Origin of the sequence: Paraburkholderia sp. BCC1884, assembly GCF_900996225.1 — a bacterium.
Lineage (GTDB): Bacteria > Pseudomonadota > Gammaproteobacteria > Burkholderiales > Burkholderiaceae > Paraburkholderia.
Genome location: NZ_CAAJGL010000063.1, coordinates 115,491 through 131,849, shown reverse-complemented (window position 1 = coordinate 131,849; position 16,359 = coordinate 115,491). Strand labels below are relative to the sequence as shown.

The 16,359-nt window shown below is 57.1% G+C and carries 16 protein-coding genes and 1 pseudogene; 6 read left to right on the top strand and 11 right to left on the bottom strand.

Annotated features, from left to right (window positions below; genetic code table 11):
* Window positions 1-105: 105 nt before the first annotated feature.
* Both FQ705_RS05175 and FQ705_RS05170 read right to left on the bottom strand, forming a co-directional pair.
* A complete protein-coding gene (locus tag FQ705_RS05175; RefSeq protein ID WP_144138334.1) occupies window positions 106-930 on the bottom strand; it encodes an HNH endonuclease in 825 nt (274 codons plus the stop codon).
* Window positions 872-1,258 (bottom strand): restriction endonuclease, encoded by a 387-nt coding sequence (locus FQ705_RS05170; RefSeq protein WP_144138333.1) that lies wholly within the window; start codon window positions 1,256-1,258, stop codon window positions 872-874. The genes FQ705_RS05175 and FQ705_RS05170 overlap by 59 nt, the downstream gene beginning before the upstream one ends.
* 485 nt (window positions 1,259-1,743) lie before the next feature.
* Between FQ705_RS05170 and FQ705_RS05165 the strand changes: the two genes are divergently transcribed.
* Complete coding sequence (locus FQ705_RS05165) at window positions 1,744-2,214, top strand: ASCH domain-containing protein (RefSeq protein ID WP_144138332.1); 471 nt, start codon at window positions 1,744-1,746, stop codon at window positions 2,212-2,214.
* A gap of 343 nt (window positions 2,215-2,557) precedes the next feature.
* Here the strand turns inward: FQ705_RS05165 and FQ705_RS05160 are convergent, their stop codons facing one another.
* Window positions 2,558-3,004, bottom strand: coding sequence for a type II 3-dehydroquinate dehydratase (locus FQ705_RS05160; RefSeq protein ID WP_144138331.1), 447 nt, complete (start codon window positions 3,002-3,004; stop codon window positions 2,558-2,560).
* 4 nt (window positions 3,005-3,008) lie between these two features.
* Window positions 3,009-4,352 carry an MFS transporter gene (locus tag FQ705_RS05155; protein WP_409934679.1) on the bottom strand — a complete coding sequence of 448 codons (1,344 nt, stop codon included), beginning with the start codon at window positions 4,350-4,352 and terminating at the stop codon, window positions 3,009-3,011.
* 125 nt (window positions 4,353-4,477) lie between these two features.
* Here FQ705_RS05155 and FQ705_RS05150 point away from each other — a divergent pair, with 125 nt between their 5' ends.
* Complete coding sequence (locus FQ705_RS05150) at window positions 4,478-5,263, top strand: IclR family transcriptional regulator (protein ID WP_144138330.1); 786 nt, start codon at window positions 4,478-4,480, stop codon at window positions 5,261-5,263.
* Window positions 5,264-5,522: 259 nt separating this feature from the next.
* On the opposite strand, the gene FQ705_RS05145 is transcribed toward FQ705_RS05150, so the two are convergent.
* Window positions 5,523-5,894, bottom strand: coding sequence for a YciI family protein (locus tag FQ705_RS05145; protein WP_144138329.1), 372 nt, complete (start codon window positions 5,892-5,894; stop codon window positions 5,523-5,525).
* Window positions 5,895-6,238: 344 nt separating this feature from the next.
* Window positions 6,239-7,114, bottom strand: coding sequence for a LysR family transcriptional regulator (locus FQ705_RS05140; protein WP_144138328.1), 876 nt, complete (start codon window positions 7,112-7,114; stop codon window positions 6,239-6,241).
* 141 nt (window positions 7,115-7,255) lie between these two features.
* Here FQ705_RS05140 and FQ705_RS05135 point away from each other — a divergent pair, with 141 nt between their 5' ends.
* The 3 genes from FQ705_RS05135 (at window position 7,256) to FQ705_RS05125 (ending at window position 11,192) form a co-directional block, all read left to right on the top strand.
* Window positions 7,256-8,167 carry an alpha/beta hydrolase gene (locus FQ705_RS05135; RefSeq protein WP_144138344.1) on the top strand — a complete coding sequence of 304 codons (912 nt, stop codon included), beginning with the start codon at window positions 7,256-7,258 and terminating at the stop codon, window positions 8,165-8,167.
* A 1-nt stretch (window position 8,168) separates the two neighbouring features.
* Window positions 8,169-9,551 (top strand): MFS transporter, encoded by a 1,383-nt coding sequence (locus FQ705_RS05130; protein WP_144138327.1) that lies wholly within the window; start codon window positions 8,169-8,171, stop codon window positions 9,549-9,551.
* 123 nt (window positions 9,552-9,674) lie between these two features.
* Window positions 9,675-11,192 carry a sensor histidine kinase gene (locus FQ705_RS05125; RefSeq protein ID WP_144138326.1) on the top strand — a complete coding sequence of 506 codons (1,518 nt, stop codon included), beginning with the start codon at window positions 9,675-9,677 and terminating at the stop codon, window positions 11,190-11,192.
* A 600-nt stretch (window positions 11,193-11,792) separates the two neighbouring features.
* On the opposite strand, the gene FQ705_RS05120 is transcribed toward FQ705_RS05125, so the two are convergent.
* A complete protein-coding gene (locus tag FQ705_RS05120; RefSeq protein ID WP_222105627.1) occupies window positions 11,793-12,332 on the bottom strand; it encodes a hypothetical protein in 540 nt (179 codons plus the stop codon).
* 248 nt (window positions 12,333-12,580) lie between these two features.
* Here FQ705_RS05120 and FQ705_RS05115 point away from each other — a divergent pair, with 248 nt between their 5' ends.
* Window positions 12,581-13,279 carry a glutathione S-transferase C-terminal domain-containing protein gene (locus FQ705_RS05115; protein WP_144138325.1) on the top strand — a complete coding sequence of 233 codons (699 nt, stop codon included), beginning with the start codon at window positions 12,581-12,583 and terminating at the stop codon, window positions 13,277-13,279.
* 233 nt (window positions 13,280-13,512) lie between these two features.
* Here the strand turns inward: FQ705_RS05115 and FQ705_RS34410 are convergent.
* The 4 genes and pseudogenes from FQ705_RS34410 to FQ705_RS05095 form a co-directional block, all read right to left on the bottom strand.
* A pseudogene (locus FQ705_RS34410) lies at window positions 13,513-13,730 on the bottom strand (hypothetical protein).
* On the bottom strand, window positions 13,702-13,983 hold the full coding sequence (locus tag FQ705_RS34405; protein ID WP_260854395.1) for a glutathione S-transferase N-terminal domain-containing protein: 282 nt from the start codon (window positions 13,981-13,983) through the stop codon (window positions 13,702-13,704). The pseudogene FQ705_RS34410 and the gene FQ705_RS34405 overlap by 29 nt, the downstream one beginning before the upstream one ends.
* 324 nt (window positions 13,984-14,307) lie before the next feature.
* A complete protein-coding gene (locus FQ705_RS05105) occupies window positions 14,308-15,156 on the bottom strand; it encodes an NAD(P)-dependent oxidoreductase (RefSeq protein WP_144138324.1) in 849 nt (282 codons plus the stop codon).
* 136 nt (window positions 15,157-15,292) lie between these two features.
* Window positions 15,293-16,306 (bottom strand): alpha/beta hydrolase, encoded by a 1,014-nt coding sequence (locus FQ705_RS05095; protein ID WP_186307793.1) that lies wholly within the window; start codon window positions 16,304-16,306, stop codon window positions 15,293-15,295.
* Window positions 16,307-16,359 lie beyond the last annotated feature (53 nt).

The window sequence follows — 16,359 nt, the reverse complement described above, 5'->3', positions numbered from 1 at the left end:
ACAAATTCCAGACGTAGGTTCACGGTATCTCTCGGGTTCCATGACATGGCCAGCTCCGGAAAAAACGTTTCCGAAGTGTTACCCATGTCCCGATACACCTGTTACCTATGTCCCAGTTCCATACAAGGGATCTAACCGTTCTTCATCGGTGCTTTCGGCCCACGGTTTGGCATGGCTCGCAATGAGGGCCGATTGGATCGTGAGGCCCGTCACCGCGCATTGGCCGTCCCACAATTCCAACATCTGCTTTCGGTAGGTTCCTTGACCGAGCCGAGCTTGAATCAAAGTCTCGCGCTGCGTCCGCGTCAAATCCTCCCGCCGCTCAATCGCGACAACGTCAGTTGCCGTCTCGTTACCATCCAGAAGAAAGGTCGCGGCTGCGAATTCATATGCTGCTTCACGAACTTGAGCGTAATCGCTGAGGTGCCAGTAAGGCTGTCGGCTCACGTGCGGGTGGGCATAGCCGTCGCGCTCTCGGCCTGTCAGACGTTTCATGAACGGTTCCATTCTGTCGACCAGAGAGTTGCCTCCGAGCCCTACCGAATAGCCGTGACGCGCGGGTTTGATGTAAAGCCTCTCCCCTTTGTTGGAGCCTATAAGGCTTATGTTTTGCGTTGCTACGTTTTGCTGGTGCGGCTCAATGCGCTGTTTTCCTAGTGCGGCGTTTATTTCATCCGCGAGTGCCCATACCTGCGTTTTAACGGCGTTCGTCTCCAACGACAAGGGCGCCTCAAGCTTGGCGGCTCCCTCAGGCCGCTCTTTATCAATATTACTGCCGGGGGATGGCGGCGTTTTCCCCTTTCTGATGATCTGATATCCTGCCGCCCGCAACAGATCGAAGCACAAACCACCGGCGGTAAAATGCCTGGGTTCAACGGGTACATTGCCGTTTGGTCGAATTGCCACCTTTGGCAGTCGAATTGGGATCACCGCGAACGTCCTTCATGCGACTGGCCAGCAGGCGGCAGATCTCATCCGGCGACAGGCTTCCTTCTTTGTTGCTGAGAATCGACCGTGTATTGAGCGGCAGCGACTGGACCGTTGCGCTATCCACCCACACGCCCAGCACAGGAATCGCTGTCTGAGACAGTCTGGTTAGCAACACGAGTAAACCTCGCGTGTAGTCCATATTTACGGCCGCGCTTTGATCTTTTGCCCCGCCGCGACTGTGCAAGATGATATCGGCCTGGTCAATGGAAAATCGGGCGTCCAGTTTTTTGGAGCCGTCGTCGTCTGTTACTTGAAATACAGTGCCCATTGCACTTTCTCCGTTAAGGCCCTTGTGCCATCTGGGAATTGCCTATAGAAAGCTGTTGCCAACCCAGTCGACACGTAGATTGCATTTCTTGCCCTGTGCGTGGAGGTCGCGCCCCGCTCGCAGGCATATGCGCAGTCGGTGCACGAAGCGGCTACGATCTATCAGTATGGCAACGGACAACAGGCCGCAGTCAACAGGCAAATGGTGAGTACGATAACGTGCTGACCCGATCACGCATTCATCATCGCTGGCCACGCGATAGTGATTTCAGCGATGGGTCTACCTCGAAGGCGATCGCTGCAGCCTCGCTACCCGGACGGCAGTTGTGGGTCGAACTGGACCAAAACGCATAGGGCAGTACGCGGCCACAATCGGTCGTTCGACGGAGCTACATAAATCGGCGACAATCCTGCCATCGATGCCTCCGAATATAGAGAAGTCATACGGTCGGCGAAGGCGGCAATACGAGAGGGACACGTGAATATATGGACTGGACCGTAGATCAGCATGCCCGCGCTTTGGAGGAACGCGGTATTTCATTGCTGGACGGCGACGTACGAATCGGTGAGTTTGGCGATTCGGCGGAGCGATCGGCCTCGCTTATTTCGCTAATTGCGGCCGGTACGAAGTGCGGGACCTGTAGTCTGCTGTGGTCCTGGGATTACGATGGTGAAGCTATTCCAAAGACCGGTGACGTCGAGATCGTGCTTGATTGGAATCAGAGGCCAGCGTTAGTTCTACGCACCACTACCGTGAAAATTATTCCGTTCGATTGCGTAACAGAGGCGTTCGCGGCTAGTGAGGGTGAAGGAGATCTCTCATTGTCATATTGGCGGACGGAGCACTGGCGATTTTTCACCGAAGAGTGTTTTCGGATAAACCGCTCCGTGCATGAGTCGATGCCGCTGGTATGTGAGACTTTTGAAGTACTTCACGTGTTAGGCCCGTACGGTTGAACCGTCTAGATAGCTGGCGTTGCGGCTCGCACGGTTACCGTGGCGATTGCTTTCCCCGGGACACATACGGTGAACCCATATGCTGAAGATGACGTCCTTGCCTGGACTCCGATGATGCCGATGCAATCTGTCACACAGCTCGACTGTGCCATGTAGATCGCGTTCTTCCGGGCACTAACGGGCGAGGACCGGCCAATTCTGCCCTCTACCAGAGTCATGCAACGTTGACCCGAACGGCTGGTCCGCTCCGAAACCAGTCGGCCGATGCCCGATGCCCGATGCGCGCATGTCGGCCAACGCGGACTCTCTGGGAGAGTCCGCATGTTTCATAACCTGGGCCGACTCAAGCCTGACTGCCCCACAGATCTTCTACCGCGCGAATCGCCAGCAGATAACCTTTCGCACCTGCCCCGCAGATCACCGCAGTGGCCGCCACAGAGATCGTCGAGTGACGATACTCCTCGGAGCGTTGGTGAATGTTGGTGATATGCACTTCCACGACCGGGCGTTGGACGAGTTTGACGGCATCAAGCACCGGAATCCGACCGAATGAAAATCCCGCCGGATTGATGATCAGCGCCGCGTCCTGCAGGAACGCTTCCTGGATCCAGTCGATCAACTCGCTTTCGCTGTTGGTCTGACGGAATACACAGTCGAATTTAAGCGCATCGGCCAGCGTCATACTGTCCCGTTCGATGTCCTTCAGCGTGGTGCTGCCGTAGATGTGAGGCTCCCTTACGCCCAGCATGTTCAGGTTGGAGCCATTGAGGATGTGGAGTTTTCGAGTCATGGTTTCAATGTGTAGAAGAGCGTTCTAGAGCAGTGCCTTTGGTTTCCCGGGATATCGCGATCATCAGGAAGGAAAGCAGGTTCAGCGAGCCGCAAACAACTACGATGGCCCACGGAGATCCGTTAAAGGCATTGAGCAGCGCCACAGCGACAATTGGCATCGGGCCGCCGGTAAGCAGGTTGGCTCCCGAGTACGAGAGTGCCGAGCCCGTGTAGCGCGCCTCGGTGGGAAACGACTCGGCGAACCACACCGGCTGGATACCACTCTGGAACTGGGTGAAACCAAGGAACGCCCCCATCACGACCATCGTCATGGGAATCGAACTCTGGTTGAGAATCGGGAAATAGATCAGGCAGCAGATCAGCGTACAGAACGAGCCAATCATCAACGCGCGTTTGCGTCCGATCCGATCGCTCAGATAGCCGCCGGCGAGCGCGCCCACGATGGCGCAGACATTGGCAACCATCAGTAGCATGAACCCTGTCTGTTTGGGCACGCCAAGGTGTTTGGTCAGATAGCTGAGCGAGAAAACCACGATCAGATAAAACAGCGCAGCGGGACCGCAAAAGAACAGCGTCAGTCGAAGTGCGGTGCGCCAGTGGTACTTGAAGACGATTCCGAGCGGATTGGCCGCCCGTGCGCGCGCGCCACTTTTATTGAGAGCCTCAAACGCCGGCGTCTCGCTTACCTTCCTGCGGATGTAAATGCCCAACAACACGAGGACAAAGCTCGCGAGGAACGGGATTCTCCATCCCCAGGAATCAAAATCGTCCGATGAGAGGAGGGAAGCCAGCGTGAAAAGTGCGAAGTTGGCAAGAATCTGGCTGAGCGGCGAACAGATGCCAAGCAGCCCGGAATACCATCCACGCCGCGCTGCGGACGCGTGCTCCACTGCCATCAGTTGCGCGCCTGTCGATTCTCCACCCAAGGCGAAACCCTGGATGATTCGCAGCAAGACCAGCAACGTCGGCGCAAGGATGCCCACCTGATGATAGGTGGGAAGCAAGCCCATCAGGAACGACGACGCGCCCATCACCGAGACAGTGACCAGCATCAGTTTGCGGCGTCCCCAACGGTCGCCGAGCATCCCGCAGATCACGGCACCCAGCGGACGCGCCGCGAGCCCAGCCCAGAAACTCGCGAGCGAGGCAAGCAACCCAGCGGTGGGGTCAAGTGAGGGGAAAAACAGCTTCGGAAAGATTGTGGCTGCGACTACGCCGTACAACGCGAAATCAAACCATTCGAGCGCTGTACCGACGGTTGCGCCAGCCACCGCGCGACGCGCCATCAGGTGCGCCTGCGTGGACTGATCGTCCGCGGCGAGGTTTGAGTCAGCAAAAAATGACATGTTGTCTCCTGAATTCTCGATATGTTTAACGTTCGTTCTGGCGACGAACAAGTGTTATTGTTTGCGCTATAAAAGCGGCGCGTTCCGCACCGGAACTGCGCTTCACATTGCGAAAAAATCAAATAATGTCGCTTAAAACAGGCCTGAAAATTCTCGATTTGCTAGCGTCACAGGGAGAAGGTATAGGTCTCGTGGCGATGGCCGACGCCTTGTCGCTACCACGCAGCACCTGCCACCGCGTGCTCACTGAACTAGTTGAAGGCGGGTATGTCAGGCAACTGGTCGATCACAGCCGCTATATCCTGACCATGCGCATGACCTCGAACGGGCTCGAATTCCTGAGCCTGACGGGCATCGCAGACATCGCACAGCCGATCATCGAGCGCGTCGCCGCGCAGACGGGTGAACTGGCGCGGCTGTCGCTGGTGGACGGCGAGGCAATCATTTGGATAGGTAAGGCTGACGGACGGCGAGTCGGCTTTCGCTACGACCCCGACATGGGCCAGGCAGCACGGCTTTCATGCACGTCGACCGGGCATGCGTGGCTGATGACGATGACCGACGAACGGGCGATGGCGCTCGTCTTGAAGCAGGGCTTCGGACAGCCGAATGAGTTCGGACCCAATGCGCCAACGACGATCAAAGCACTGCTGGGTTTCCTGCACGCTGCGCGCGTGCGTGGTTACGCGATGATCGATGAGGTTTTTGCTCCGCGCATGTCCGCGGTGGCAGCGCCCGTTGTCAGTGGCTCGCGCTGCGTCGGCGTGATAAGTTTGGCCGGTCCGCGGGTGCGGCTGACATCCGAGAGGATCCACGAGTACTCGTCATTGTTGCGCGAGGCGGCGAATGAGCTTGCCCAGTTGAGCAATATGGCGGGATTTCCCAGTCGACCACCACTCGGCAAGGGATGAGGAGAAACCGGACTGACGCCCGGTAGCGGGTGAACCTGGTCTGCTTCGGCCGATGACGCGCCGAACGACTAACAGGAGCGAAGGGCCGCTATAGCCTGGAAGCTGCCGACTTGGTGGTGCTGGTTCCAACGTCGCATCAGGATCGATCACAGGCGTCGCCGTCCGGCCGGAAAGCGAGCGTCGCGATGACCCACGAAGCTTCGAAGGTGTTTGCGGAGAATGCAGCGCCAACGCATCCTTGAGGCAGGCGTCCGAGTCCTCATCGTCCCAGGTAGAAATCCAAGGGGATCAACTCGACGACCCATCCGCCTTCTTCGCCCAGCGTGGCGGCTGGGTGCATGGACGCGATGTGCAACGCCTCGTCACGGCTATCTGCCTCGATGACGAACAGGCCGCCTACGACTTCCTTCGACTCGGTGTAAGGCCCATCGGTGACGTGCGTCTTGCCCTTGCTCGGGCGGAGCGTGTGCCATTTGTCCAGATCGCCAAGCGACGCCGAAATCAGAACCTTGCCGGTAGCCCGCATCTTCTCGTCTAACGCGGGACACTGGCTGACCAATTCCTTGACGTCATCTGGCGCCATCGCAGCGAATTTTTCGGGGGTGAAGTAGGCTAAGCCGAGGTATTTCATGGGAGATCCTTTGGGTGGGGATACACTGACGACGAAGCCGATGGTCGAAAATCGACATTTTTCTCGAAAAATTTTTAGTGGATCCCTCCAAGCCTGTCCGCTTTGCGTCGACATGCGCCAGATGCAGAACGATCTTCAGCGGAGCAGCTCTCTGGTTCGCCATCGGACCTTGTTCGGCCAGGAGCGGTCGACTAAGGCCTTGCGGTCGCAGATATTCTTTGAACGCAATACACCTGCGCGGACCGAACTCGCCGTGCTGACCCCACGCAGCGATTCGGCGCAATGCCGGACGTACAGTCGGGTGCAAATACGATGGTCGTTGATTTACAGAGGCCAGCGAGCGACTATTTGGTCAGCGCGCGCAACAGTTGTTCGCGCAGCAGTGTGGTCTTCGTGGGCTGCAACATATTTTCAAGTAACCCGATTTGACGCGCAGGCGTGCCCTTGGGCAACTCTAGTGCGATCAACGAGGTCTCCCGCGTCCAATCGATGTGCCTAAGCTTTGGTGCCAACGAGACCCCAACGTCCTGCCGCACGAGGTCCATGACGGTTTCGACTGTATTGACCTCAAGAATCTCATTCGGCTTGACTCGGAGTCGACGAAGAACGCTTTCAATCTCCCTCCCCGTCCGGGTAATCCGGTTGAAACGAATGAAAGGTTTGCTGCGCAGCAGATCTTTGACATCCGTTTGCTGGGATGCGGACCTGGAGCTCGCGAGCAGAACTAGCGGTTCTTCAAAGAGAGGTGTCCACGTCAAACCTCTGCGCATATCGTCCTCCACGATGAGCAGGGCCGCATCAATTTCTCCAATCTTGACTTGTGCCGCAAGGATCGGAACCGGAACGTGAATGACATGCACATCGAGCAGGGGATGTCGTGTTTTGAGAGCGAGAATATTCTCCAATAAAAAACTCATGGATGACTTAATCGTGCCGACGGTCATAGTGCCCGCGATTTCCTGCGAGTCAGATCCCGCGCCGAGCATTTCCTCATAGGTCGACAAGATTCGTCGCACATAGGGCAGCAATGCGTGACCAGCGGGCGTCAGTCGCACCACCCGGCCAGCCCGATCGAAAAGCGGTCGGCGAAATTCCTCTTCGAGCGCCCGCATCTGCTGACCCACAGCAGCTTGAGTAAGCGATACGCGGCTCGCAGCGGCAGCCATCGATCCGTATTCACTGACGGCCAGAAACGTGCGCAGAAACCGTAAGGAATTCACCGAGGACTCCGTTCGAAATGATGCATCACTGATTCTAAATTTATTCTTTAAGTTCGGTAAAAATAAAACAGATTTTCTAACTGATTTTCACGGATCACAATGGCTCTAAATACTTCAGCGTTCGAGGCCGTCTTGGGTGCCATGCAATCATCAGAAGAGAACTCTTTGTCCCGCACGCGCAAGTCGCACGACTTTGGTGCAACTACAGTATTCGCACACCGCGAAGACCCCCGCTTCTCATACACGCTGTACGTGCCTCCTGCAATCCAGGATTCAAACGTGCGTATCGATCTTGTTGTGGTCATGCATGGAACGGGGCGTCAGTTCTCGGCCTATCGCGACGCATTTGAAGCATTTGGACGGTGGAAGAATTGTCTGGTCATGTGCCCATTGTTCCCAGCCAACGTCTGCGGCGATGACAACCGCGACGGCTACAAGCACCTAATCGAAGGCAACATCCGCTATGACCAGGTGCTGCTCGACATGGTGACCGATGTTGGTAACGCGTACGGTCGTACCTTTCATCGTTTTGCACTTTTCGGCTATTCAGGCGGCGGGCAGTTTGCCAATCGATTCGCTTTCGTTCACCCAGATCGGCTTTGGGCGGTATCAATCGGTGCGCCTGGGTCCGTCACCCTTATTGATGAGAGACGCGACTGGTGGGTGGGCTTAGGTGGGTTCCGTTCTCGTTTCGGCAAAGACTTTAATGTCGAAGCTTTGCGGCGCGTGCCCGTGCAGATGATAGTCGGTCAAGCCGACCTTGAGACCTGGGAAATTACACACCGGGCGGGACGGCCTTACTTTATGTCCGGCGCCAACGATGCGGGCTCTACCCGGCCGCAAAGGCTGCAAACCTTGGCATCGTCCTTCCGTCAAGCGGACATTGAAGTCCGGTTCGACGAGCTCCCAAACGTTTCGCATAACGGCCTTCAGGTCGTGCCAACAGTTCAGGATTTCCTGGCCGACGTTTTGTCGGCAGAACGGGCCACGGCAGCCAACACAGCGACCTTGGTGACGTCATCGCAGTGGCACGCCAGGCGCGGAGGTCGATGAAATGTGGGTCGACCGCCACAATTCGCTGTCTCAGCAAGCTGAGGTCACGACTGGAGCCGGATCCCGTCCGTTGCTGGGTTACCGCGCATTTGCTGCGTGTTTGATAGGAAACAGCTTTGAATGGTTCGACTTCCTGGCTTACGTCTTTCTCTCAAAGACGATTGCCCGCGTATTTTTCCCCGCACATAACTCGACGATTTCACTAGCGTTGACCTTTGCTACATTCGCACTCGGCTTCGTGATCCGGCCGCTCGGCGGCATCGCATTGAGTTTATACGCGGACCGAGTTGGACGCGCACGCGTGCTGTCGCTTGTCATGTTTATGATGGGAACCGGGTCTTTATTGCTTGGACTTGCGCCCAGCTACAGCCAGATTGGCCTGGCTTCTCCACTCCTGGTGTTGCTTGCCCGGCTGCTACAGGGACTCGCAATCGGGGCGCAGTTTGGCGTGTCGTCCGTCATCGTGGTTGAGAGCGCACCCGTGGGTCGGAAGATGTTCTACGGTAGCTTTAACGTGTCTGGACAGGCACTGTCGGCGTTACTTTCAGCGGGTTGCAGTTACTGGCTAACTACACATCTTTCCGTTGAAGCGCTTGACAGTTGGGGATGGCGTGTCCCCTTTCTGCTAGGGGCAATAGTTGGCCCAGCAGGATTATTAATCAAACGTTGTGTTCCGGAACCGCCTCAGTTCGAACGCACACGAATCTCCTCACAGCGCTTGCAACAGCACCTATGGGAGCGCGCCAGAAACTTCGTGCGTTATCAGGGTGACGCGGCTGCTTGCGGTATGGGCATCATGATTATTGCGGTCGCCTCCAATTACCTTTGGAACGTGTACCTGCCCGTCTATGTTGAGCGTCAACTCCACCTCTCGCTGACGGCGGCGTTGTTCGGTACAGTTCTGGGCCAAGGCATTCTTTTTGTCCTGTTTCCGGTGTTCGGCGCCTTAGCTGACCGGGTCGGGGCCTATCGACTGTTTTTCGCCACTACAGCCACTTGGGCTCTCTGCGCATTTCCGATGTTCTGGTTTATTGTTTCCGCACCCTCCATTCACCGATTAGTAGCCATGCAGTTGGTGGCAGCGGTATTCCAGTCGGCTCTCGGTGGACCACATCCAGGAATGCTCGCGACAATTTTCCCTGCGAAAGTGCGAACCCTCGGAGTGACTGTGTCTTATAACCTCGCCGTGACGTTGTTTGGAGGTATGACTCCGCTTACGGTCACCACATTAATTTCCTGGACTGGCAACAGGATGATACCGGCCGCCTATATCGTTGCATCGTCGGCCATTTCTCTCATGCTTGTTTTAGCGACCAGGACTGGGCGATCGGCATACGGTATGGAAACCGAAGGTTTGTCTATCGCAACGCGTGAGACGATTTGATACGCGGTGCCCCATCCGCCCTACGAGATATTCTGGTAACGGGGCGGAGATTGACGTCTATCCCTTGCAGGCGAAAGCAGCGATTGGAGCAATATCGTGAGGCCTTGGACTAGAGGATGCATCGTGCTAGGGACCATCGTGGCGGTCTGTTTCGAATCGCATACGCGAATCCCTGAAGCTGGGTTCTGGGTGCTGATTGCCGTCGTGACGGTCTCTCTGGCGGATCCCTTCAGACCGTTGATCATTTTTTCGATAATGGGCACCTTGCTGCTGGAGTTGTACTTCACGCAGACCTCATACGGCCGTCAGATTGAGAAAGTTCATGACCTCCTTCCGCTCGTCCCATTTCTGGCCTTGTCCATCACGGTAGTCTTGCTAGCCGAATGTATCCGGCAGGTCGTGCTTACGCGGGGGGAGCAGACGCAGAAATTCGACATGATGCGTGAGAAAAACAGTACGAATGGCAGCAACGACATCACTCAAAAAGACACGGAATATCTGCATCAAAATAGCCAGGCTTTGTATCTTGCCGAGGTCGAGAAGTTGAGCCAGACCGGCGGTTTTGGGTGGAATGTGGAAACCGGGGAAATTTTCTGGTCGGAACAGGCCTTTGCAATCTTCGAGCGCGACCCGGCCTTCGCACCGGACCTCCAGACGGTCCGCGAACTGGTGCATCCAGAAGACCTGTCTGTATTCGAGAGAATGCTGTGCCCGGTCAATAACTGGACCGCCCACGTTGACCTTGAGCATCGACTGCTTTTCCCCGATGGGCGAGTCAAATACTTGCATATAGTCGCAAATCGAATACCCGGGTTAGCGAAAGGCCGCCAGTTTATTGGTGCAGTGATGGACGTCACGGAAACGCGGAGGACCGAAGTGCTGCTGCACCAGGCGCAGCACATACTATCCCGGGCCAGTCGCCTGTCAGCACTCGGCGAATTAAGTGCGTCCATCGCACATGAGATGGGGCAGCCACTCACCTCCATTTCGGTCAGCGGCGAAGCATGTTTGCGGTGGCTGAACCAACAGCCACCTGACATTGAGGAGGTTGCGGCATGCGTGACGAAAATGGCCAAAGGAGCACATCGCGCAGCAGCGATTGTTCAACGCATTCTTCGACTGATGAATGAGGCGCCGACCGAACCAGAAGCCGTGTCGGTCAATGACCTGGTCGACGAGGTAGCGACAGTAATTCGTGATGAGCTCGAAGATCGTAACGCGTCGCTAAAGTTAGAACTGACAACCGATCTCCCCGATGTGCTCGCCGACCGCGTCGAACTTCAGCAGGTGCTGATCAATCTCATCCTTAACGGCGCGCAGTCGATGGCGGCCAGTCAAGAAAAACGCGAATTGACGGTGACATCAAGTATTGAGCCCGATGGCAGCGTAGCGCTAGCAGTCCGGGACAACGGAACCGGAATCAGCGAGGAGAACATGCCTCGGCTCTTCGAGGCGTTCTTCACAACGAGAAGCACAGGAATGGGCATGGGGCTGACCATTTGCAGTTCTATTATGAAGGCACACGGCGGCCGAATCTGGGCCTCGAATAACGCCGATGTGGGCGCCACGTTCACCATCTCGCTGCCACCGGTTCGCGCACACGCCCGAGCGATCAGAGAAACGGCCGATCTCGCGACGTAGCAGTTCACCAACTGTCGGGCCATGTTCCGTTCCTCGCAACCTCATCCCGATGCGACCGAAAGAGTCATCGCTCGCCCGGCTACCTGTCGCGATTGCACGGAATAGCCATGCGCCTAGCCGTTGCGGCAAGCCGAAAATTGGGGGAAATCTTGGCTGCTGCTTTTGGAACCGGCTGCGCATTGTCGTTGTTGGTGCGCTAATTTCGCATTGTTACCGAGACGACGCTCTGCGCCATCAACGAATGGCGCAGTTAAAACGGCCCCATTTTTGGGGACCGCTCTTCGGCGACGTTCGCGTCCAATACAAACAAAGGCCACGCCCACATGTACGTGCGCGAGAGCAGAGATACGCCCATACTCCGCATAAGCAAAGAACGTCTATTAGGGCAAAGCTTCGCGTACGTTTCCAGACGGCCGCTTTTGAATTACACCAGCTAACTGGATGTCCTTGGTGACTTATCGCCCGAATGACGCCTGTTGGCCGGTAGTACTCGCACGGCTTCCAGTCAGGCTGCGGACGTTCGCCACGCGCATTTTGTCGTCGGGGTCGTCGGCATTTACAGGTAGTAACCGCGCACGTCCGCCTTCGTGCGATGCACAATTACAGCCATGCCATGCCCTCACGGACCAAGGCGTGAGCGTTATCCATCAAGAGATCGCCATGCGCAAGCACGACGGGTTCGAACGGCCACCTGAGCAAAGTGTCGACGCAGGCGCGTGCGCATTTGCGGTCCCGATACGCCATACGCAGTAGCGGATGCCAGCTGACACGGCCGAGGATCCCGCCCAGGCGTAGGTAGTTGCGGGTCAGCCAGTGAGGCGACTGGTGAAAGTTCTCCACCAGATCGCAGGCGATCAGCGTGCGCGTGGCAGGATGACAGAACACCGTCTCGCCGAGCATACAGCCTTCGATCGTCAGCAGTTCCAAGTCGCCGCGCCAGTCCGGATGAGGTTCGTCCGTCAGCACCGCTCCGAAGCGAAAATCTTTTCGCTTGCGTTGCAAGGCCGCCGGGCCGTGCAGCATCGCCTGCGGATAAGCGGCCGCAGTTTCCGCAGCATACATATGATGAAAAAGGTTCAGACAAACGAAATGCGCGACGGGCCCCAAGGCCTCAATTGCTGACCGTACTTCGATGCTCAACGGGATCGGTGAATGCAACAACAGCCTACCTTAGGACAGCCGGATGACTGTCAAGCGCGTGTCGACATATAGACCGACGAAAGAATGCGGGGCCGACGCGGTCCAGATATTCTGTGCAAATGGCAGAAGAGCGGTCACCGCCAATTCCGGCAAGGTTTCACTTCCCAATGTTCGACTGTACGCGCTAAGCTTTTCGCCGTAGGCCCTCCATCGAAAACGTTCGCCATGCGCAAGCGTCAGGAAGCGACATGATCACACTTTACTCATATCCACAGCTTTTCGGTCTCGAGGACAACAATCCTTATGGGCTAAAGGTGTTCGCATTTCTGAACATGAACGGACTGCCGTTCGAGCATCGGCATGTACTCGACACGAGCGTTGCGCCGCGGGGGCAACTGCCGTATCTCGATGACGACGGCGACATTATCGGTGACAGCGATGCGATCATTGCGCATCTGAAACATCGCTATGAATTGAAGCTGGACGACGCGTTCAGCGCGGAACAACAATCGATGGATTTGCTGTTGCGGCGCACGCTGGACGACCTGTATTGGGTCATGTCGTATTCACGATGGCGCGACGACCGCTTCTGGCCCATTTTCCGGGATGCGTTGCTCGCTCAACACCCAGAGCTCACCGCTAATGTGCTTGAGGACGCGCGTCGCTACAACTTCGAGCGATATCGCTATCAGGGCATCGGCCGTTATGAACCGGAGGCCGCATACGCGCGCGGGCTGGCGGACTTGCGCGCGATCGCGCACTTGCTCGGTGAAGGCCCATTCATCTTCGGTGCAGAGCCATCAAGCGCAGATGCGGGCTTGTACGGTTTCATTGCGAGCATCTATTTCTACGAGATCGACACGCCGCTGAAACGCTATGTTCTGACGCAGGAGAATCTCGTGAATCATTGCATGGCAATGCGCAAGCGGATGGGCGACGCGCCGTGAAGGCGAGTGGATTGAATTTTCTGGACGGCTGCTATTCATCCGGTTACTACCTTATGTTGCGGCATACAGGCGCCGAACCTCACAGGGCAGTGATCGGCAGCACACGACCCCTACCGGGGACGGTCGCATTTTCAAAAAATGGACACTCAGCGAGCGCGCCCAGCCGTGTGCCCATTAGCTAAAACACCGGCGTGAACACCAACAAAGAAGCACCTGCTGCAGGTTCGAGGCTTTCACAGGGGAGAGCCATTCAGGACGAGCCGGTTCAGCATTAGAGCAAGGTCGACATCTGCGATGCACCACTCGCCAAAGAGGTTTGGTGAGTGGTCGGTAAGTAATATCTCACAAGCAGACAACAGTTTTTCTGCAGCCGTACGTGCCGCAGCAGATAGGGGCGCCGCGGGCGCGCCGTAAAATACACCTCAGTGGAGCGCTCTTGCCGGATGGGCATGAGATCGCTTCGCAGCCACGCTTGAACTTGGGGTGCGCGCGCGACTGATCGCATCTTTTGGGTATAACAAGATGCCCGAAAAACCCTCGTCGAGACATTCAGTTATTGCCGACGATTCGGACAAAGCAAAATTGCCGTGAATCAGCGTAGGTACACGCCGCGTGAGTGAGCTCTCTGCATACCCAGGCTCGAGGTTCGCATTGTTCACCAGGTCGATGGCTACAAGCTCAAACGACAACAGCGATCTCGGCATTGATGTCGACCGGACGAACTTGGCCGAGCTGCGTCTCATGCGGTAGGAATAGCGCGGCCCATACGCGCCGGTCGCCCATCCGGGAAGCGGCCGATCAGATCCGCTTTTCTGGGCACCTCTTAACGAAAGGCCTACCGGATTCTAGGGCGAGAATGGGGCCTCCACATGCCTGATCGATCCAGGCTTTGGCGCGACGATACGCCAACGTAATCGTCGCCTTCGGCAAATAAGCGGGACTGCTTCGTGCCAGCATGTTGCACTTGCGCTGACGGTAGCAGGCATCGCAAACAGCTTCCGCTCTCAAAGATATCCCGATCCATCCCGCTAGCCCTGACCTAGCGTGAACTTCGCCATTGCCGACCAGTCATGCTCGCCTAAACCAGCAGCCACGGTGTCCTGCATCCGCCTATGAACAGCATCGAGCATCGGCAGCGCGCGGGCAGCATCGGCCGTGGCATCCTTTGCCAGACGAAGATCCTTGAGGCCAAGCGTCGCCTTGAAGCCAGGGTGATATTCGTTCCGGATAATGTTCCCCGAATAGCTCTGATAGGGACGGCAGCCGAACAATGTACCGAGTATCAATTCGAAAAAGCATTCTCTCGAAAGTCCCTCGGCCTCGGTTAAAACCACAGCTTCGGCCATAGCCTCGATGGCCATCGTAATCATCATGTTGCAGGCAATCTTGGCGGCATTGGCCGTCGGCGGCTCGTCGCCCATGTCCCAAATCTGTTTGCTGATGGCTTCCAGCGCTGGTTTCACTTTTTCCAGCGCGGCGGGCGCGCCTGCCACGAGCACGTTGAGTTCGCCCTTGGCAGCGACATCCGGCCGCCCGAGTACTGGCGCCGACAAATAGGCGACGCCTGCCGCGCGATGGATCTCCATCAGTTCCCGTGCGAACGCCACGGAGATCGTCGATGACACGACATGCACCAGGCCGGACCGTGCCTGGGACAGCAAGTTCGTATCAAGCAGGATCTCGCGGATTGCCAGGTCGTCAGACAGCATAGTCAACGCCATGTCCGCCTGCAATGCGTGGACAGGCGTCTGTGCCATACGCACACCTTCGACACTCCCGCCTGAACGATTCCAGGCGGTGACGCTATGACCGGCAGCGACCAGATTCCGGGCGATCTCCCGACCCATTGCCCCTAAACCAATGATTCCAATCTGCATTTGATTTCCCTGTTAAAAGAGCAAGCGCCGGCCAGATTGCGAGCCGTTGCCACCAGGCGGTCGCCTCTCGCAGCTATAGCCTGAGCGAGATGTTGGCCCTGCCCGCTGGAGCAGCCGGTTATTGACCAGGTCTTTTTCACTTTGATTCCTGTCGCTCATTGAGCGATTCGGTGTTTTCGATAAGCCAGTTCAACACCGGCACCAATGCGTCATCGGAGTTCTTCTCGTAGATGAGTCCGTGGCCGTTGCCGAACACGCCATGGTCGGGAAGGTGGAGCAGTTCAGCGTGGCTTCCAGCCGCCTTGAGTTGCTCGATGGCCGGCCGGCTGGCAGCAGCGAAGGCAGAGGCTTCAGCCGTGACGGCGACGATCGGCAAACCGGCAAGCGCAGGCAGACGATGTTTGCCAGGCGCGGCGAAGCGCAACTCTTCTGGCGAGGCGACGGGCGGCTCCCAGTTCAGCGGCGCGGCCGCGAGACCCCACGTAAGCGACCCGATATTGGGAATATGTGCGAACGGGGGGCCCATCGGTTCAACGGCAACGATCCCCTTAACCAACCCCGGCCGGCGGTCTGCGACGAGCCAGCCAACCGGTCCCGACGCTGAGTGCGTCAGGAGGATCGCCGGGCCAATCCTGTCCAGCAGTTTTGCGATCCTGTCCGCCTCCATGTCCTCGGAAAACGCAAGGTCTGCGGGAAGCGGCCCATAGCCCGCAATGAACTCGTCCATCGCTGCCTCGTCGTCCCGGGCAAACGGCCATTGAGTGTGCTGGCCTTCATACTCCAAAGGGAAATAGATTTGACGGCCGTGTTCATAAGAGAAGCCGGGACCCATCGGCCCCATCGTCTCGACGTGGTACGGCGATCGTCCTTGTCCTGGACGATCGACAACGAGAACTGCGTAGCCCGCTTCGACCAGACGTTGCGCCCAGCCAGGACGGCCGTCCGGCGTATCAAACCACTCGGTTCCCTGATAGCCGCCGCCATGGACCAGCACGATCGGCCAGGGACGCGAGACCTGCTCCGGTGCTTCCCACTCGACAAAAAGCGGGCCGCACTGATAGGTCTCTGCGTCCCGTTCGATACGGTCGCCCGAAATCCACATATGCCCGCGACGCACGGTACGGGGGGCGGCGTTTTTCCAGAAGGTCAAATTCTTTCTCCAGTTTTTGCAAGTGAGAGGCGCCTGGCGCCGTTATCGAGCGA